The sequence below is a fragment of the Pseudoalteromonas sp. S408 genome, assembly GCF_005886645.1.
In the GTDB taxonomy this organism is placed as follows: Bacteria; Pseudomonadota; Gammaproteobacteria; order Enterobacterales; family Alteromonadaceae; genus Pseudoalteromonas.
Map to the genome: position 1 here is coordinate 71,092 of NZ_PNDY01000014.1, position 18,923 is coordinate 90,014.

15 protein-coding genes are annotated in these 18,923 nt (G+C 40.7%); 1 reads left to right on the forward strand and 14 read right to left on the reverse strand.

Features of this window, described 5'->3' with window-relative positions; translation table 11 throughout:
- Window positions 1–75: 75 nt before the first annotated feature.
- From prpC to CWB62_RS13000, 3 genes are all read right to left on the reverse strand, one after another.
- Window positions 76–1,203, reverse strand: a complete 1,128-nt coding sequence (gene prpC / locus CWB62_RS12990; RefSeq protein ID WP_138528459.1) for a bifunctional 2-methylcitrate synthase/citrate synthase — start codon at window positions 1,201–1,203, stop codon at window positions 76–78.
- Between the two features lie 48 nt (window positions 1,204–1,251).
- On the reverse strand, window positions 1,252–2,130 hold the full coding sequence (gene prpB, locus CWB62_RS12995) for a methylisocitrate lyase (RefSeq protein ID WP_058552061.1): 879 nt from the start codon (window positions 2,128–2,130) through the stop codon (window positions 1,252–1,254).
- 128 nt (window positions 2,131–2,258) lie between these two features.
- On the reverse strand, window positions 2,259–2,945 hold the full coding sequence (locus CWB62_RS13000; RefSeq protein ID WP_058405451.1) for a GntR family transcriptional regulator: 687 nt from the start codon (window positions 2,943–2,945) through the stop codon (window positions 2,259–2,261).
- Between the two features lie 266 nt (window positions 2,946–3,211).
- Here CWB62_RS13000 and rsmF point away from each other — a divergent pair, with 266 nt between their 5' ends.
- Complete coding sequence (gene rsmF / locus CWB62_RS13005) at window positions 3,212–4,651, forward strand: 16S rRNA (cytosine(1407)-C(5))-methyltransferase RsmF (RefSeq protein WP_138528457.1); 1,440 nt, start codon at window positions 3,212–3,214, stop codon at window positions 4,649–4,651.
- A 1,861-nt stretch (window positions 4,652–6,512) separates the two neighbouring features.
- Here the strand turns inward: rsmF and CWB62_RS13010 are convergent.
- The 11 genes from CWB62_RS13010 to fcl form a co-directional block, all read right to left on the reverse strand.
- Window positions 6,513–7,238, reverse strand: a complete 726-nt coding sequence (locus CWB62_RS13010; protein WP_138530479.1) for a VpsP family polysaccharide biosynthesis protein — start codon at window positions 7,236–7,238, stop codon at window positions 6,513–6,515.
- Entirely contained in the window at window positions 7,231–7,971 is a 741-nt protein-coding gene (locus CWB62_RS13015) for a tyrosine-protein phosphatase (protein WP_138530481.1), read from the reverse strand. The genes CWB62_RS13010 and CWB62_RS13015 overlap by 8 nt, the downstream gene beginning before the upstream one ends.
- Before the next feature lie 12 nt (window positions 7,972–7,983).
- The gene (locus CWB62_RS13020) at window positions 7,984–10,182 is read right to left on the reverse strand and encodes a GumC family protein (protein WP_138530484.1); all 2,199 of its coding nucleotides are present in this window, start codon (window positions 10,180–10,182) and stop codon (window positions 7,984–7,986) included.
- A 22-nt stretch (window positions 10,183–10,204) separates the two neighbouring features.
- Window positions 10,205–10,729 carry a polysaccharide biosynthesis/export family protein gene (locus tag CWB62_RS13025; RefSeq protein WP_058406077.1) on the reverse strand — a complete coding sequence of 175 codons (525 nt, stop codon included), beginning with the start codon at window positions 10,727–10,729 and terminating at the stop codon, window positions 10,205–10,207.
- The gene (locus tag CWB62_RS13030; protein ID WP_138530486.1) at window positions 10,729–11,943 is read right to left on the reverse strand and encodes an outer membrane beta-barrel protein; all 1,215 of its coding nucleotides are present in this window, start codon (window positions 11,941–11,943) and stop codon (window positions 10,729–10,731) included. Before CWB62_RS13030 ends, CWB62_RS13025 begins: the two co-directional genes overlap by 1 nt.
- Entirely contained in the window at window positions 11,927–13,330 is a 1,404-nt protein-coding gene (locus tag CWB62_RS13035; RefSeq protein ID WP_138530488.1) for an undecaprenyl-phosphate glucose phosphotransferase, read from the reverse strand. The genes CWB62_RS13030 and CWB62_RS13035 overlap by 17 nt, the downstream gene beginning before the upstream one ends.
- A gap of 237 nt (window positions 13,331–13,567) precedes the next feature.
- Window positions 13,568–14,992, reverse strand: a complete 1,425-nt coding sequence (locus CWB62_RS13040) for a phosphomannomutase (RefSeq protein ID WP_138530490.1) — start codon at window positions 14,990–14,992, stop codon at window positions 13,568–13,570.
- Between the two features lie 24 nt (window positions 14,993–15,016).
- On the reverse strand, window positions 15,017–16,423 hold the full coding sequence (locus CWB62_RS13045) for a mannose-1-phosphate guanylyltransferase/mannose-6-phosphate isomerase (protein ID WP_138530492.1): 1,407 nt from the start codon (window positions 16,421–16,423) through the stop codon (window positions 15,017–15,019).
- Between the two features lie 19 nt (window positions 16,424–16,442).
- Window positions 16,443–16,928 (reverse strand): GDP-mannose mannosyl hydrolase, encoded by a 486-nt coding sequence (locus tag CWB62_RS13050; RefSeq protein WP_138530494.1) that lies wholly within the window; start codon window positions 16,926–16,928, stop codon window positions 16,443–16,445.
- A 4-nt stretch (window positions 16,929–16,932) separates the two neighbouring features.
- A complete protein-coding gene (locus tag CWB62_RS13055; protein WP_138530496.1) occupies window positions 16,933–17,952 on the reverse strand; it encodes an acyltransferase family protein in 1,020 nt (339 codons plus the stop codon).
- A gap of 5 nt (window positions 17,953–17,957) precedes the next feature.
- Window positions 17,958–18,917 carry a GDP-L-fucose synthase gene (gene fcl, locus CWB62_RS13060; RefSeq protein WP_138530498.1) on the reverse strand — a complete coding sequence of 320 codons (960 nt, stop codon included), beginning with the start codon at window positions 18,915–18,917 and terminating at the stop codon, window positions 17,958–17,960.
- Between the last annotated feature and the right edge of the window lie 6 nt (window positions 18,918–18,923).

Below are 18,923 nucleotides of genomic sequence, written 5' to 3' on the forward strand. Positions count from 1 at the left end.
TAAAAACTCGCTAATAAGTGACGGGAAATAAAAGGCAAAAAGGTGAGCGTGTTGCTCACCTTACATACTGACTAATTAGCCCCTTGATTCAATTGGCGTGTAGCTGCGTGCATCTGGTCCTGTGTAATCAGCACTAGGGCGAATAATACGGTTATTAGCACGTTGCTCTTTAACATGTGCTGTCCAACCAGTTACGCGGCTCATTACAAATATTGGCGTAAATAACTTAGTCGGAATATCCATAAAGTGATAAGCCGATGCATGGAAAAAATCAGCATTACAAAATAACTTTTTCTCACGCCACATTACTTCTTCACAACGAACAGACACCGGGTAAAGCACATCATCGCCCACCTCTGCAGCTAATTTTTCAGACCACTTTTTAATAATTACATTACGTGGGTCCGACTCGCGGTAAATAGCATGGCCAAAGCCCATAATTTTATCTTTGCGCTCAAGCATGCCCATAACTTCTTGCTCAGCGTGTTCTGCACTAGTAAAACCTTCAATCATGTCCATTGCGGCTTCGTTTGCACCGCCATGTAATGGGCCACGTAACGTACCAATAGCACCGGTTACACACGAATGAATATCAGACAAAGTAGATGCACACACGCGCCCCGTAAATGTAGAGGCATTAAATTCGTGCTCTGCGTATAAAATAAGCGACACATTCATTACCTGTGCAAATAACTCGCTTGGCGCTTTGTCGTGTAATAGTGTTAAAAAGTGTGCGCCTACTGAATCGTCCTCTGTTTGTGTTTCAATACGAACGCCATCGTGTGTAAAACGGTACCAGTAACAAATAATGCTTGGGAACACCGCAACCATACGGTCAATTGCATCGTTTGCTTGGCTAAAATCAAGTTCCATTTCAAGGTTACCCAACATAGAGCAACCTGTACGCATTACATCCATTGGGTGCGCGTCTTTAGGAATATTTTCAAGCACGGTTTTAAGTGCATCTGGTAGGCCACGTAAGCTTTTTAATTTGGCTTTGTACTCAGCTAGTTCGCTAGTAGTTGGTAACTCACCGCGTGAAAGTAAAAACGACACTTCTTCAAACTGCGCTTTTTCAGCCAGTTCGCTAATATCGTAACCACAATACGTTAAACCCGAGCCACTTTGGCCTACTGTACACAATGCTGTTTGACCCGCTACTTGGCCGCGTAAACCTGCGCCGCCTAATGCTTTATCTACCATGATCTTCTCCTATCTTAAATTTGTGTGTGTTATCTAATTTAATAGTTATTATTTGTCAGATTTTGATGAAAAAAGGTTATCAAGTGTGTTTTCGTACGTGTGGTAATCTAAAAAGTCGTAAAGTTCAGCACGGGTTTGCATGTTCTCAATTTCGCTTTGCTGCGAGCCTTCATTTAAAATTGCCGAGTACACGTTAAGCGCCGCTTTGTTCATTGCTCTAAACGCACTGAGTGGGTAAAGCACCATTTCAACGCCTACATCACTCAACTGCTCTTTGGTATAAATTGGCGTTTGGCCAAACTCAGTGATGTTGGCCAAAATAGGCACGTTTAGCGCATTGGCAAACGCTTGGTAATCGGCAAGGTCGTGCACGGCTTCTGCAAAAATAGCATCAGCGCCGGCTTCAACACAGGCTGCTGCACGGTCAATAGCAGCATTTAAGCCTTCTTTTTGAAACGCATCGGTACGCGCCATAATGTAAAAATCGCTATCGGTTTTTGCATCTACCGCCGCTTTAATACGGTCAACCATTTCGCCTTGGCTAACAATTTCTTTGTTAGGGCGATGACCACAACGTTTTTGCGCTACTTGATCTTCTATATGAAAACCCGCCGCACCCGCTTTAGTCATTTCTTTAACGGTACGTGCAATGTTAAATGCCCCGCCCCAACCGGTATCGGCGTCAACAAGTAAAGGTAAATCGCTGGCACCCGTAATACGGCGAATATCTTCCAGCACGTTATCAAGGCTGGTCATACCTAAATCGGGCATACCGTAAGAGGCATTAGCAACACCCGCACCCGAAAGGTAAATAGCCTGGTGGCCCATTTTTTCAGCCATCATTGCTGTGTAGGCATTAATAGTACCCACCACTTGTAACGGACGGTTATTAGCAATAGCTTGTTTAAATTTATATCCTGCTGACATGTCATTTCCTCTCTTTGAACGGTTGCTACGTGGAGTAACTTATATTTTTAATCTTTGTATATGACGCTTTAACTATTTTGCTTAACTTTTAGCTTTTAGCGGCTTTGCCAATCTGTATGGGTAAACAGTTATTCAGATTGGTATAAATCAAATTTTGTTTGAATATTGGCTTGCGACGCGCTTATGTGGCGCTTCATTAGCATTTCGGCCAGTTCGCCGTCGTGGTTTTCAATCGCGTTAATAATAGCTAAATGTTCGTCAAACGCTTTTGATACCCGCGGCCCCGCCATACCCATTTGCACACGGTACATGCGAATTAATTGGTACAGGTCGTTACAAAGCAAATGAATCAAATGTGCGTTTTTACTGCCTTTAATAATGCGGTAATGAAAATCTAAATCGCCCGCCTCTTGGTAGTACGACTCGCCTTCTTTAACACGCTGCGTTTGTAAATGCTGATTCAGTAATTGTTTTAAGCCTTTAATTTCATCAGGCTCCATATTGTCGGCAGCTAAACGGCAAGCAAGCCCTTCAAGCGAGCTACGTACTTGGTAAACTTCAATTAAACGCTCAGCGGTAAGGGCGACTACACGGCAGCCTACATTGGCTTTACGCTCTACTAAATAACAGCTTTCTAGGCGGTTTAGCGCCTCACGCAGGGTTGCGCGGCTTACACCGTAACGCTTTGCAAGCTCAGGCTCCGAAATTTTACTACCTTGTGCAATAGTGCCTTCAACAATCTCACGGCGCATGTTTACAAATACCTGGTCGGATGCTGTGGTAATAGGCGCTTCGTTTAAAAATGAGTCTGTCATAAGTTAATTTTTTAGATTGTCGACAATTTGTATCGCCATAATGGGCGCATTAAAAAAACATGTCAACCCTAAAACTGTACAAAAAGACTAAAAAACACCTTCATTGTCGACACTATTATTCTAAAGTATGTATAAAATAGTTTATAAATACCTAAAAACCACAAAGTGTCGACAGCACCATATAATTACTGGAGGTGTTTTTATCACTGAAATTTAGTTATTTAAATGCTAATATCGCGCTTTATTTTTAATGTACGAGCTAGCGCGTGAACGCCAATACTTTTATTCCTGAGCACTTTATAAACGACGTAAAAACCTACCTACCAAATCACCTAAAGTTAGATGACTTTATAAATGCGTGTCGTCGCCCGCTCAGAAAATCTATCCGCGTAAATACATTAAAAATAACCGTTGAAGACTTTATTAAAAAAGCAGAACAAAAAAATTGGCAACTTACGCCAATTCCTTGGTGTAGCGAAGGCTTTTGGCTAGAGCGCCCAATTAGCGAAGAGCAAAACCTAGCCCTAGGCAATACCGACCTGCACCTAAGCGGCGCAATGTACGTGCAAGAGGCAAGCTCAATGCTACCGCCAATCGCGCTTAAACAAAGTATACAAACAAGTAACACCGTGCTCGATATGGCGTCGGCGCCGGGTTCTAAAACATCGCAGCTAGCAGCACTAATGAACAACCAAGGGGTGCTAGTAGCAAACGAGCTTTCGTCGTCGCGTTTAAAAGTACTCAGTGCCACCTTAAAACGCATGGGCGTGGGTAACTGTGCGCTTTCACACTTTGATGGCATTATATTTGGCAATTACATGTTTGAATGTTTCGATAGCATATTGCTAGACGCCCCCTGCTCTGGCGAAGGCACGGTACGTAAAGACGCCGATGCACTAAAAAATTGGTCAATCGAATCAAATATTCAAATAGCTCAAGTACAAAAAGATTTAATAAAAAGCGCATTTTACGCGTTAAAACCCGGCGGCACGCTGGTGTATTCTACCTGTACGCTCACCCCGCTTGAAAACCAACAGGTATGCGAATTTTTACTTGAAGAATTTGGCGAGTTTATAGCGCCCGAGTCACTCAGCGATTTATTTCCCGGAGCCGACAAAGCAACAACGGCCGAGGGCTATTTGCACGTATGGCCGCAAACATACGACAGCGAAGGCTTTTTTATTGCTAAATTTAAAAAGCATGCAAGTTGTAACAACCCAAATCAGACAGTCAAAAAAGGCGCGTTTCCGTTTACTGAGTTTGATAAAAAACCAACAACCGCGTTTATGAGCGAGCTTAAAAAGCACTTTGGTTTAACAGGCCTACCCGGCACATTAATGCAGCGCGACAAAGAACTGTGGCTATTCCCACAGGGGTTTGATGCCATTCAAAACAAAATTAAATATGCCCGCTTAGGTATTCAAATAGGCATTATTCATAAAAATGGCGTAAGGCTCACTCACGAATTTGCCACCGTGTTAGGTAACGCGTGCAAAACCAACACGTACGCGCTTAATAGCGAACAAGCAAACGACTATTTTAATGGTAAAGATGTACGCTTAGCCGAGCCCACAAAAGAGCTAGGCGAAGTGGTATTAACATTATGCGGCTGCCCCATTGGGCTAGGAAAATGGCAAAAAAATAAGATCAAAAACTCACTTCCACGCGATCTGGTTCAAAATACACAGTTAATAACGTGGGAGTAAATACGCATAAATTGCGTATAAAATGTGTACAACATAGTTAAGTAACTGTATTTGCTGCAGTATAAAAAACAACCAAAAAATATGTAATTTTAAGAGCTTTGGCTATACTTAAAATACTTTCAACTTCTCCCTATGAATTAGAAAGTTTTTTGTTAACGCAAGGCTCAAAAGAGCCCGTTATAGCCCAGAGTTTCCCTAAATCACTCTGGGCATTTTTTTGCCTGCTTAAATACACCAGTGAAATAAAATTCACAAAGGGTCGCTCTGTGATTAATTAGTAATCAAGTAATTTAATCACCACCGAGCAGTAAAGGAGAATACAAGGAGAAGTAATTTAAGGGCAGGTAAATAATTTGGATTTAAATATATTTTTCTCTGTGTAGCGCGCAGCGCCTCTGTGTTCTCGGTGGTCATATTCTTATAAATAACAAGAAGCTGCGCTTCTAACGTGAGCAAGCTCTACGTCTACAAAGCAAAGTCAATTTTACACCGTACATTGCTAAGTGAGTTTGTCACCACCGAGCAGTAAAGGAGAATACAAGGAGAAGTAATTTAAGGGCAGGTAAATAATTTGGATTTAAATATATTTTTCTCTGTGTAGCGCGCAGCGCCTTAGTGTGCTCGGTGGTCATATTTTATTTATAAGTAACAAGAAGCTACGCTTCTAACGTGAGCAAGCTCTACGTCTACAAAGCAAAGTCAAACTTTACAGCGTAGACGCGCAGCTTGCTGGCGTTTAAAAGCAACGCTTTTACATATCTATAAATAAAGTGCCAGCGAGCAAGACGCCTACAGTAAATCAACACCGTACATTGCTAAGTGATGTTGTCACCACCGAGAAGTGAAGCAGAATACAAGGAGTAGTAATTTAAGGGCAGGTAAATAATTTGGATTTAAATATATTTTTCTCTGTGTAGCGCGCAGCGCCTCTGTGTTCTCTGTGGTTATATTTTAATTATAAATAACAAGAAGCTGCGCTTCAACGTGAGCAAGCTCTACGTCTACAAAGCAAAGTCAAACTTTAAAGCGTAGACGCGCAGCTTGCTGGCGTTTAAAAGCAACGCTTTTACATATCTATAAATAAAGTGCCAGCGAGCAAGACGCCTACAGTAAATCAACACCGTACATTGCTAAGTGATGTTGTCACCACCGAGCAGTGAAGGAGAATACAAGGAGAAGTGACTACCAAATTACTTGTGTTTCCTCTGTGTAGCGCGCAGCGCCTTAGTGTTCTCGGTGGTAGTATTTTATTTGTACCCTGCGCTTTAAAGAAATGACGAATAAAGTTATTAAACAGCTTGGCTAGTGTCTTCTCATTTTGTTCTCTTTGTGCAAATGGTCTTTCAAAACCCCGAAAAAGAAGCTGCGCTTCTAACGTGAGCAAGCTCAACGTCTACAAAACTAACTTAAACTTTACAGCGTAGACGCGCAGCTTGCTGGCGTTTAAAAGCAACGCTTTTACATATCTATAAATAAAGCGCCAGCAAGCAAGGCGCCTACAATACAACAACACCGTACATTGCTAAGTGATTTTGTCACCACCGAGAAGTGAAGGAGAAAACAAGGAGAAGTGATTTAAGGCTAGTAAATATTTTTTGGGTTTATAACTTTGTTTTCTCTGTGTAGCGCGCAGCGCCGCAGTGTTCTCGGTGGTCATATTGTTATAAATAACAAGAAGCTGCGCTTCTAAAGTGAGCAAGCAAAACGTCTACAAATAAATACAAGCAATTTCGCTCTAATCTCGTGGGTATGGTTTTAGATCTAATATCTGAAATCTAATATCTGAAATCTAATATCTGAAATCTAATATCTGAAATCTAATATCTGAAATCTAACATCTAAAACCTTTTCCCTAAAAAACCTATTTACACTGTTTTTTGAACATCCAACTGTTTCTGACGGGATCAAAATGAGCGCCAAATTTAAGCGACAAACATAAAATAGGTAAAGCATCTACCTGCTTAGCTATGTCAAAAGCGCGTGAAAACTTATGGCCATGCTTAGCTGCTAACTTAAGCTCGTTAACATATAACGCTTTATATTTTGGAGGGAGTTGTTGCCAGTTCATTAGGGCTATTTCTATTACACCTAAATGAACATCTATTTTATAAGGGCCCACGCGTTTAGCCTGCTCAATATACTCAAATACACGATCGGTTGGCCCTTCTTGGTAACTCACTACCTTAGCCAACGCAATCCAGGTTTCGGCCCAGGTTTGCCTATATTTAACCGACTCAAGCAGCCTAGCTTCAGCCTGTTTTAACACACGCAAATTATGCGCTATTGCCTCATCTGTATTCGCCGGGTTTAATTGCAGCAACTTAACATGGGCAAAAACTTCATGGTAATGAGGGTGTGAAGGGTCAAGCTCACTCGCAAGGCTAATAGCGGTTTGTGCAAGCTCAATATTTACCGTGTTATCAACTTGGCTTTTTAGCCCCTGCAGCGTATTTTTAGCATTAAAAAACCACGCATTCGCGCGCATACTATTAATACTGCTTAAACATACACCCACAGTAATTAGTGCAAGTAAAATTACCTGCACTATTTTAATCGCTTTATTTGGCTTGGCCGCGCTATTACTCATTAACCGCACCGTTAAATAAACTTTGGGTTAAACGCAGTGGGTTTGTATAAAACAACGCCTGTGCTTGCTCGGCCCCTATTAAATCGCTAACAATCCTTTTTGCCTTACTTAAAATAGGCGGCCTACGTTTAACCGAATGCGCATCACTTGCAACGTAAGTCACTAACCCATTTTTAAGCATATCGAGGCTAATAATTTGCGCCTGTTCGCCCCACTCGCCTTCAATGCTTGAAGCCGTTAACTGAAATTCGCAGCCCAATTGCTTTAAGCGCTCTATGTAAAAAGGCTTAGCTTGTATATCGCGGTTACGCTCTGGGTGCGGAATAATGGTTTTAATATTTTGCTTAGCCAACCAACTAATAAACTTGTCAAACCCTTGTGGTACATGCGAATGCGGTAACTCAAGCAGCACGTAATTAGCACCATTTACATTACCAATAAACGGCAGCTTTTTGCTCATAACTAAAGTCATTAGCTCTACATCTAGCCTAACCTCTGCGGCTACTGCTAGTTGTACATTAATATTTGCATCACTGGCGGCGTGTTTTAAATTAGCTAGGTCGTCGTAAATGTGCGAAGCCGCATTATTAAAGCGGCCTAAATGAATATGCGGGGTAGCTACCATATGGGTTATACCATCGGCTTGTGCCATGGTTAAAAGCGCTAAAGACTCATTCAAGTCTTTAGCGCCATCATCAAGCCCAGGTAATATGTGGGAATGTATATCTATCATAGTAACCGTTAATTACGACTTTTCAGATTGCTGAGTGTAATCGTAATAGTCGTAGTAGCCATAATTATGCTCTTCTTTCGACTTAGTTATATCTACTTGGTTAACAACAACCCCAGCAATATGCGCCTTAGATTCAAACAAACGTTCAATACCTGCTTTAATCGGTTTAATGCGTGTTAAATCGGCTTTAACAACATAAATAACCGAATCGGTATTTTGCGCTATTACTAATGCGTCACTCACCGCTTGGGTTGGTGGTGTATCAATAATTATATGGTCGTAGGTTTGTTTTAGGCTTACCAATAACTCATTAAACTGATTGCTCGAAAGCAGCTCTAACGGGTTACCCGGTATTTGCCCACTTGGCATAATAGTCACGCCCGACTGCTCGTCTATGTGTATACATTCGCTTAATTGTTCAGTACCCACAATTAGGTTACTTAAACCAGGGTGAAATACCGGTATATCAAAGCGTTTTGCAATACTGGGTTTACGTAAATCGCCATCAATTAATAATACTTTACCCATTTGCGCAAGCGACATCGCTAAATTGGTAGAGGTAGTTGTTTTACCTTCACCCGGCGAGCTAGAGGTAACGGCAATAACTTTGTGCTCACGGTCAAGCTGGGTTAACAATAAACTGGTACGAAACGTACGCACCGACTCAGCAAAACGCCTGTAATGTTCGTCAAAGTAGGCATGAATACCAAATACGCTATTTTTAGGCACTTTAACAAACGGTAAAATACCTAACATACGTTGCGCTAGTTTGTTTTCAACGTCGTTTTTATTTTTAACAGTATCGTTAAGTGCGTCAAACACAAAGCTCATTACCACAGCAAAACCAAAGCTTGCTACAAACGCCAATACTACAATAAGTTTTTTGTTTGGTTTGCTTGGATCTTTTGGTGCGTATGCGCGGTCGGTAAAACGGGCCGCAGCCGAGCTAAAGTCGCTAGTTACTTCGGTTTCGCGTGAGCGCGATAAAAACGTATTAAATATATTACGGTTAGTTTCAACTTCGCGTTTAAGCTGATTGTAGGCGGTTTCTTTACGCGTTATTTCTTGGTATTCGGCGCGTATTTTAACTAAGTCGGCTTCAAGGGCGCTAACGGTGCGCGTAATACGGTTTAGCTCTTTTTCTATGCCGGTAATCAGGCCTTTAATTTGCTTATTTAAGTTACTTTTAACCGTAGCAAGCTCTGCCTTTGCCGATATTATTTTAGGGTGCTTAGGGCCGTAAACTTCGCTAAGTTCACTTACTTTACGCTCTACTAAAATAACTTCGCGTTTTACATCTTGCACCACTTTGTGCGATGTAATTTCGGGCATGCTGCCCAGTAAATCTAAATTGTTATTACCGTATTCACTTATTACACGGTTAATACTTTGTAGGTTATTTTTTTCGGTGCGGGCAGTTACTAATTGCTCAGACGTTTGCTCAAGCTCTTGGGTTACTAAACCCGCAATACCTTCAATATCTACCAGTTTTTGCGCTTCACGGTAGGCTTGAAGTTTTTCTTCAGAGTCGTCAAGTTGCACACGCAACTGAAACAAACGCGTATTTAACCAGCTAGACGCTTGCTGAGTAATGCCCATTTTAGCGCGCATTTGGCTTTCTATGTACACTTCGCCCACGGTATTAGCCACTAAAGCGGCAAGCTTTGGGTCGCTCGACTCAAAACTCACTTTAACTAGTTGGGTTTTACGTACAGGCGAAACGGTTAACCTTTCTTTAAATACCTCAAGCAAGCCAAGCATTTGTAGATCTTGTTGTTCTTGCTCAGTAAGTTGTTGCTGATCAGCTTTATTTAAAAAAGGAAACAACCCTTTTACAAAACCAGTGGCCTCACCAATAAAAGAAGACTTAGGGATAAAATCAGCATGGGCTTTTAAATCAAGCTTAGTAATTACCTCGCGGGCAATACTGTCCGACTTAATAACTTCAAACTGGGTAAGGTAGTATTCTTTTTTAGATGAGTCGAGCCCGTAAACTTCATCAAAGCTTACTGCTTTGCTTTGTTCGGCCTCAATTAACAATGTAGCGGTTGCGGTATAACGCGGTATTAGCGTTAACGTTACCATAATAGTTAACAAGGTAACTACTAGCGCAAAGCTTAAAATACGCCATTTGTTGCGCTTTATAACAGTTAAATAAGCACTTAAATCTATGACTTCTTCGCTTTGTGGGTTTTCGTTTATTTGGTTCATTTATTACTGCCCTAACAATTGCTTAAAACAAGCGCTGTTCTATTTTTATTGTATCGCCCGCTGCAATTTGGCTATTTAAATTACCTTTTTGTTGCTGCTGCTTTGTTTGCTCTTTAAATATATATATTTTATCAAGCGATGCGCGCTCGGTTAAACCACCGGCTAGTGCTACGGCTTGGTTTACTGTCATCGCGGGTTGGTATGGGTATGCTCCGGGGCTTTTAACTTCGCCATGTATATAAAATGGGCGATATTCAGTAACTTGTACATATACGTTTGGGTTTACAAGGTAGTCGGGCTTTAAACCTTGGGTAATTAAGTTTTCAACTTGCGTTGTACTTAAACCGGCCAATTTAATTTTACCTAAAAACGGGTAACTTACTTCTCCGCTGTTACCCAATAACGCGGTTACTTCTAGGTCGGGCTGGCCAAATACTTTTATTTCAACCTTGTCGCCCGCGCCTAAAACGTAATCTTGCGCAGCATGCGCAAGATTACCCATTACTAAATTTATAAATAAACCAGTAATAAAAATACCAAATTTCATTAATTAGCCTTTAGTGCAAATGTAAAGTTAATGCCTACAACCATGCGGTCAAACTTTAGTGCGTCTTGGGTTGAGTCTTTATCAATAAAGTCAACATAAGTCGAAACCATACCAAAGCTGTTTGTGGTATAGCTTACTGCAAAGTTAGCATTGCTGGTTTTGTCTTTACGGCCAATTTCACCTACGTATTTTTCGTCGGTGTACGACAGGCCAGCACTTGTGCTTAGTTGGTCGTTCCAATCGTGTGTCCATGTTGCACGGTATACACTTTCACGAATGTAATCGCCTTCAACTAATGGGTCTTTTGCGGCGCGGCTAGTACTAAAGTCAACAAACGAGTAACTAAGTGGTTGCCAAGTAACGCCCGCCTCCCAGCTAATACCGCTAAAGTTTTCACGCTGTTCGGCAGCAAAATCCTTTTTTTGGTAACCTAATTTAACCGAGCCCGATGTAAGTGCCGTTGCATCCCACTCCATACCAAACAATACTCTTACGTCGTCTGAGTCACGGCTTATACCATTAGCGTCTATTACATCGTAGCGGTAGTCTTCTTGTTTTAGCTCTAAAAAGGTACGTGTAGCGGCTTGTGTATTGTAGTAACCAACAATACCTAGGGTAGTTCTGTCGTAGTCACGAAATTGCGAAATAGCTCTAAAGTTTTGGTATTTTTTATTAAAAACCCCACCCAATAATGCTATTTGCGCTTTTGAACTTTCGGCGCCAAATTCGTAGCGGCCATTTAAGCTTTGTTGTTGGTATTCAACCAACTCATTTACGGCATCGCCTAGGCCTTCGGTTAAACCGCTACCACGTGGCTCAAACAACCAATCGGCTGTAGCGTTAAAGTCAAGCCTGTGCTTACTGGTAAATTCGTTATGGGTTGCAGCACTTAAATTAACTTGGGTAAAATTATCGGCGCTGTCTTTATTGTGTATGCTAGTGCTGGTTGCAACGTTAAAGTTATAGTAGTTAACACCGTCTTCTATTAGTGCATCAACATTTGGCGCTATAGTCCAAATTAAACGCGACTCTTCGTCGGTTGGGGTACTAAAAAAGTTATCGTTACTGCTAATACCCGTGGTTAAAGTAGGTGTTATTTGTGCGCCATCTTTGGTCATAACACTGCCCGGGGTTAGCTCAGCCATTGCAGGCGTTGCTATACCCATACTTGCAACTAATAGTAAACCTTTAACGGGGTTAGTAAGCGTTTGCATTTTTAAATCCCTTAAATATTGTTAAAAAAATAATTTTTATGTCAAACCACAGCGACCAATGTTTAATGTAATGTAAATCGTACTCTACACGTTTGGTCATTTTGTTTAAGGTGTCGGTTTCGCCCCGCCACCCATTAATTTGTGCCCAGCCCGTAATTCCCGGCTTTGCTTTATGCCTAAACATATAAAAGTCGACCTTTTTACGGTATTCCTCGTTATGGGCTACTGCATGCGGGCGTGGCCCAACAATCGACATATCGCCTTTTAGTACATTTATAAACTGGGGCAGCTCATCTAAGCTAGTGCGGCGCAAAAAACCACCTAAGGGTGTTACACGTGCATCGTTTTTAGTGGCTTGCGTAACAACATGGCTATTTTCGGTCACACTCATAGAGCGGAACTTCCATACTTTAATTTTTTTGCCATCAAGCCCGTAGCGGTCTTGCTTAAATATAACAGGCCCTTTTGACGTTATTTTTACAGCGGCAGCAATAACCACTAACAATGGCGAAATAAGTAATAAAATAAGGCTGGCTACTATTATGTCTTCGGTGCGTTTAATAAATTCGTGCGCGCCAATAAAAGGCGACTCAAATACACTTAATGTGTCTACCTCGCCAACATGTTCTATGCGCGCATGTATAAGGTTCGAGAGCAAAAAATCGGGGATTATGTGTACATCTACCGTGGTGTCGCCCAATTGTTTTAAAATGTCGGCAATACGTTTTTCGGCTTTTAATGGCAGTGCAATATATAGTATGTCTATCTCGCCGGCTTTTGCGGCATTAACAGCTGTTTGTATACTACCTTCAACACTATCAATAGCCAGTTTATCGCTTAGGCGCTCTGGCTTACGGTCGTCAAAAAAGCCTTTAAATTTAAAGCCGAGCTCGTCGTTGTTATCTATTTCGGTAAATAAGTACGCACCGCTTTCGGTAGCCCCTACAATGGCAACATTACGTAAGTTCATGCCTAATTTACGGCGGTTACGCTTGTATAAAAACACCGTTAAGCGCCATGCATATAAAAACAGCGTGCTACATAAAAACCAAACACCTAAACCAATGCGCGAATAGGTTTCGGTAAATTTAAACATAAACGAAATTACAAAAAGGCATAAAAACGCAATAGTTAACGAGCCCCATGCACACAACACCATGCTTCTAAACTTACCCGCTCGCCACGAACGATAAGCCGAAAACAATTCGGCGCAATACATGTAAGCCACAGCAACAAAAAGCACTGCAACCAAGTAGGCAGTATTAAAGGTAAATGAATAAATAAGGGATGAAAGCTGAAACGCTAAAAAAAGGCAAAGTAAGTCAAACAATCGATAAAAATTGGCATCAGAAGAGCCCGAAGGCTTAAACGTCCTTGAAGTAACCACACTAAAGTCCCTCTAGTTTTGTATAAATTTGTAAACATTAAGCTATCGTTAATATAAAGCATTAATCAGTTATATACAATAAAAATAAGCCAAAACACCTAGCTAATTAGTATTAAAAAACAAAGGTGCTTTTAACTTATTAAATTAATTAACAAAAGTAAAAAATAAATTTATATTTATAAAAAATGAATTTTTATCCTCATTTAGCATAAAAATAACATTATAAAACAGCTTAACTCAGCTAATCGTATGCTCTACGTAGCTTTGTACTTTGTTAAGTACATTTAAAGCCAGTGCTTTTGCATTGCTTGCATTACTGCTTTCGGTGTAACAACGTAGCTCGGGCGCATTACCCGAAGGACGTAAATGTACTATGTCGCCACTGGTTAAAGTTAACCTTACCCCATCGGTAGTATCTACTTTACTTACGCTGTATTCGTTTAAGCATAATGTAACCATTAGCTCAGCTGGGTTGTTTTTACCTAACTCAATTAATGGGGCCGATTGTGCTTTGGTAATATTTTTTAAACGATCACTGTAATTAAAACGCTGCGGCAATAAGCTATTTAAATCAGATAAATTAGCCCCGTTAGCTAATGTTAACGTTGCCAAAACAGGTAATACCGCATCGCGTGTTGGTAAGCTAATTAATGGCTTATTATTAATTAAAATATTAGCCGCCAACAAAAATCCGCCATTGGCTTCAAAACCCGCAACAGCAGAATAGTTATTCATTAAATCGGCAAAGGCCGCTATTACATAAGGCGAACCTATTTTTGTGCGTTTTACAGTATTAAAGTAGCCAGTTAATTCAACCGAGCTAGTACAACTAACCGGAATAGCTAACGCCTCAATATTTAAGCTTTTAGCTGCCAATAAACATAAAGCATCGCCTGTAAAGTAGTCGCCGTTTTCGTCGGCTAATAAGGGCCTGTCGCCGTCGCCATCGGTCGAAAAAAGCGCATCTAACTTATGCTCACTTGCCCACTTGCGGGCCTGTGCGCGGTCGGTTTCGGCTACGGCTTCGGTGTCTATGGGTACAAATTCATCGCTATAACCTAAGCATACAACGTCGGCGCCAAGTGCTTTAAATAAAACGGGGTATAAATCTCGGCCAGCGCTTGAATGCTGATAAATACCAATTTTTTTATTTTTTAATAAATCACTAGCGTAAACATCTAGGTAACGCTTTATGTATAAATCGAATGCGCGGGTATCGGCATTAGGCAAAGGTAAAAGGTCACTATTTTCAACTGGTACGCTGGCACTAATAATGGCTGTTTCGTCTTGCTTGGTTATTTCACCGGTGTTTGTGTAAAACTTTAGCCCATTACGGTCAAACGGTATATGGCTACCGGTAACCATAATGGCGGGTACCTGTGCAATTTGCGCAGTATATGCAAGTGCCGGCGTGGGTATAACACCAAAGTAGTCAACCTCAATACCGGCTTGTGTAGCCGCACTAATACACGCTTGCGCCATAGCTGGGCTGCTCGGCCTATTATCAATCGCAATCGCAATGCGCTTTACATTGTTTTGCGTACTTAAAAATGCCAACGTGAACGCAAAACATACCTCGTCTGTAAAATTGGTAACTAAGCCACGTGCGCCCGATGTACCAAATTCTATCCCACTTTGTTCAATAATAACCGAACTATCCATAGTACCCTCTAATATACAAATTTATTAAGATCGACCGTAACGATCTTCAAAACGAACAATGTCGTCTTCACCTAAGTAAGAGCCCGACTGAACCTCTATTAGCTCAAGATCTACTTTGCCTGGGTTTTCGAGCGCATGAACTGCAGTAATAGGTATATAAACCGATTCGTTCTCGGTTAAATATTGCTCTTGCCCATCTAAATGTACTTTGGCAGTACCCGAAACCACAATCCAGTGTTCAGCACGGTGGTGATGCATTTGCACCGACAATTTAGCACCGGGTTTAACCGTAATGCGCTTAACCTGAAAACGCTCACCGCAATCAACCGAGTCATACTTACCCCAAGGGCGGTATACTTCACGATGAAACTTAACCTCTGGGCGTTGCTCATTTTTAAGTTGTTGTACAATGGTTTTTACTTTTTGCGATTCGTTTTTATGGGCAACTAAAACGGCGTCTTTAGTGTTTACAATGACTAGGTTTTCAACACCTACGGTGGCAACCAGTTTGTCTTCACCAAATACGAGGGTATTTTTGGTATCAACCGCTTTTACATCGCCTTTAAACGCATTGCCGTTTTCGTCTTGTTGAGATACTTCCCATAATGCTTCAAAACCGCCTACGTCGTTCCAACCGGCGTCCATAGGCACTACAACAGCATCTTTTGTGTGTTCCATTACTGCGTAATCAATCGACTCGTCGGGGCATTGCTCAAATGCGGCTTTGTCTACTCGTACAAAGTCCATGTCGTCGTTTTGTACTTGCATGGCTTGTTCGCACGCAGTGTAAATATCGGGCCTGAATGCTTTTAGCTCTTGTAAATAACGGCTTGCTTTAAATAAAAACATACCGCTGTTCCAGTAGTAGTCGCCACTTTCAATATAGGTATTCGCGGTCGCTAAATCGGGCTTTTCAACAAAACGGTCGACCACAAAACCTGCTTGGTATTGTTCGCCACGTTTAATGTAGCCATAACCTGTTTCGGGCTTGTTGCCCACAATACCAAAAGTAACTAATTTACCCTGCTCAGCTAGTGCGGCTGCTTGGCTTACGCTTTGCTGAAATGCCGCTGTGTTTTCAATAACATGGTCGGCAGCTAGCACAAGTAATAGCGGGTCTTGCTTGTTTTCAACGGCTTTAAAGGCAGCTAATGCAATAGCCGGTGCGGTATTGCGCCCTACTGGCTCTAAAAAAATACCCGAATGCTCAACATTTAATTGCCTAACTTGCTCGGCGGCTATAAAGCGGTGTTCTTCGTTACAAATAAGCATGGCGGGTGCATGGTCAATACCGCTTAAACGGCTAATGGTTTGTTGCAGCATAGTGTGGTTAGAGCCATCAAGCGCTAAAAACTGTTTTGGGTAATTACCACGCGAAAGCGGCCATAAACGTGTACCAGAACCACCGGCCATAATAACAGGTAAAATCATAATTATTCCTTTGTATATTTTACAGTTTGCAATCACTGCTATTGTTGCTTAATGACTCAAAATACCATTTAGTATGTTTATGTACTGCGGTGTCGTTAAGTAAATCGTTAATTTCAAACCATTTGTAACCATTATGCTGTACATCCATTGGTAGGTTACTAAGGGGTTGTGTCAGTTTTATAACAAACGAAATAGCCACGTAATGGGTAGTAAACTCGTTTCCAAATACATTGTCGTCGTAAAAATGGTCATACGGGCCCTGCAACGTTGCTTGTTCAATAGCAAACTCAGTACCTAGCTCGTCAAGCGTTAGGCGTTTAAATGCATTAGCTAAGCTTTCGTTTTTTAAAATTCGCCCGCCAGGCACAAACCAAAACCCTTTTGCGGGGCGGTTAAGTCGCTCTCCTAACAAGGCTTGCCCGTCAGTATTAAATACAACTAAATCGATAGAAACTAAAGGCGTGTTTTGGATTACAGACTTGAATAACTTTTTCTCCAACATCAGAATTTCATACCCCTAATACATTTTTTGAATACTTACCGGAGGCTAACTTAACTAGATAAGAAGCTACCGTTGCTAAAAGCACACTTAATGTGAATGTGAATACAAATTCATGCAAGGAGTCCTCTAATCCAAGTTTAGAAAATAATAATGTGAAAAGAATCAAAAAATAATAATGGATAAAAAATATCCCAAATGAATATTTCGCAAGAACATCAAGGGCCTTAAATTTATAACCCATTTTTTCTAAAAACATAAATAATGAGATATAAAATAAAACACTCGCTAACTTTTCTAAAGCTGAATAGTTGAACATGCTCTCGTCATAGTTAACCTTCCAATAAAGAAACAATAGCGATAATGGTAAAGAAATAAATAAAAATAATAACGCTTTATCAAAGATTACTTTCTGATTTTTCTTACAAAATATACCTAAAAGAAACACCCCCAAATAATGAGCATACTGAGAGGTAGCCCAATCCCCCCTTTCACTCAAACTGGTATAAATTAAGGTAATCACTAAAACAAAGCCGAAATATCGTGTTCTAGAAATAAATACAGTTAATGGCGATGTTATAAAAAATATAGTTATCATTGGTATAAACCAAAGTGGATAGTTAATAGCCCCACCTTTTAAGTAGTGCCAAATAAAGCCATTATTTGATAGCAGATTTTCAAAACTTACTTGGTAGTCAAATCTTGAATAGTCAATCGAATTAACTCCAAATTTTGACAATATATAAACACTTAATAGCGTAATTGTTAAAATAAGAAGATAAGGCGAGACCACGTTGTTAATTTTATTTTTTATAAAAGTAAAATAGTTGTATTTGTGTATTTGATGCCAAAATAAATACCCAGCTATAAATACAAAAAAAGCAGTGCCATTTTGAAAGTATGCAGCTAAATAAACCCCAGCTCTATATTCTAGTAGCCCATTTAATGGTGTATGAGTCATAACAACAAATAATATTGCTAAACCTCGAAACCAATTGAGAGAATGTAGATATTCTTTTTTACTATTCATAATATCTACTTTCTAAAGTTATTTTGGTTAGCTAAAAACCAATCGTAAGTACTAGTAAGGCCTTGTTTTAGGTCAATACTGTATTGCCAACCTAAGTCTTTCAAGCGTGATACATTCATTAACTTACGCGGTGCGCCATCGGGCTTGGTTGCATCAAACTCAATAGTGCCTGTAAAGCCCACTACTTGTGCCACGGTTTCAACTAATTCACGTATAGTGCAATCTACGCCTGTACCCACGTTTATATGGCTTAGCATGTCTTGCGTGTTGGCTTGGTAGGTTTCGTTATTTAGGTTCATAACGTAAATAGAGGCTGCTGCCATGTCGTCTACGTGTAAAAACTCACGCATAGGCTTACCCGAGCCCCACGCAACTACTTTGCTGTCGCCATTAAGCTTTGCTTCGTGAAAACGGCGTAACAATGCAGGTATAACATGAGAGTTTTCAGGGTGAAAATTATCGTTTTCACCATATAAATTAGTTGGCATTACCGAACGGTAATTACGGCCATATTGCCTATTGTACGACTCGCACATTTTAATACCGGCAATTTTAGCAATAGCATAAGGCTCGTTGGTTGGCTCTAACGTACCTGTTAATAAAGCCTGTTCGGTCATGGGCTGAGTGGCAAGTTTAGGGTAAATGCACGACGAACCTAAAAACAATAAGTCGTTAACGCCGGCTAAATGTGCGCTGTGTATTATATTGTTTTGTATAGTTAGGTTTTGGTAAATAAATTCGGCTGGGTAGGTATTGTTAGCAACAATACCGCCTACTTTAGCCGCCGCTAAATATACTTGGTCAATTTTATGGGTTTCAAAAAAATGTTTAACCGCTGTTTGATCAAGTAAATTTAATTCGCTACGGTCTTGAGTAATTACATTTATGTTGGGGTTTAGCGCTAACTGGCGAACAATAGCCGAGCCCACCATGCCTTTATGGCCCGCTACAAAAATAGTTTTCATAATAAA

Coding starts and splice junctions, on each gene's coding strand:
- CWB62_RS13010 (WP_138530479.1), bottom strand. CDS start 7,238: ATGAGTAATAGCGCGGCCAAGCCAAATAAAGCGATTAAAATAGTGCAG.
- fcl (WP_138530498.1), bottom strand. CDS start 18,917: ATGAAAACTATTTTTGTAGCGGGCCATAAAGGCATGGTGGGCTCGGCT.
- CWB62_RS13020 (WP_138530484.1), bottom strand. CDS start 10,182: ATGAACCAAATAAACGAAAACCCACAAAGCGAAGAAGTCATAGATTTA.
- CWB62_RS13025 (WP_058406077.1), bottom strand. CDS start 10,729: ATGAAATTTGGTATTTTTATTACTGGTTTATTTATAAATTTAGTAATG.
- CWB62_RS13040 (WP_138530490.1), bottom strand. CDS start 14,992: ATGGATAGTTCGGTTATTATTGAACAAAGTGGGATAGAATTTGGTACA.
- CWB62_RS13055 (WP_138530496.1), bottom strand. CDS start 17,952: ATGAATAGTAAAAAAGAATATCTACATTCTCTCAATTGGTTTCGAGGT.
- CWB62_RS13015 (WP_138530481.1), bottom strand. CDS start 7,971: ATGATAGATATACATTCCCACATATTACCTGGGCTTGATGATGGCGCT.
- CWB62_RS13030 (WP_138530486.1), bottom strand. CDS start 11,943: ATGCAAACGCTTACTAACCCCGTTAAAGGTTTACTATTAGTTGCAAGT.
- prpB (WP_058552061.1), bottom strand. CDS start 2,130: ATGTCAGCAGGATATAAATTTAAACAAGCTATTGCTAATAACCGTCCG.
- CWB62_RS13045 (WP_138530492.1), bottom strand. CDS start 16,423: ATGATTTTACCTGTTATTATGGCCGGTGGTTCTGGTACACGTTTATGG.
- CWB62_RS13000 (WP_058405451.1), bottom strand. CDS start 2,945: ATGACAGACTCATTTTTAAACGAAGCGCCTATTACCACAGCATCCGAC.
- prpC (WP_138528459.1), bottom strand. CDS start 1,203: ATGGTAGATAAAGCATTAGGCGGCGCAGGTTTACGCGGCCAAGTAGCG.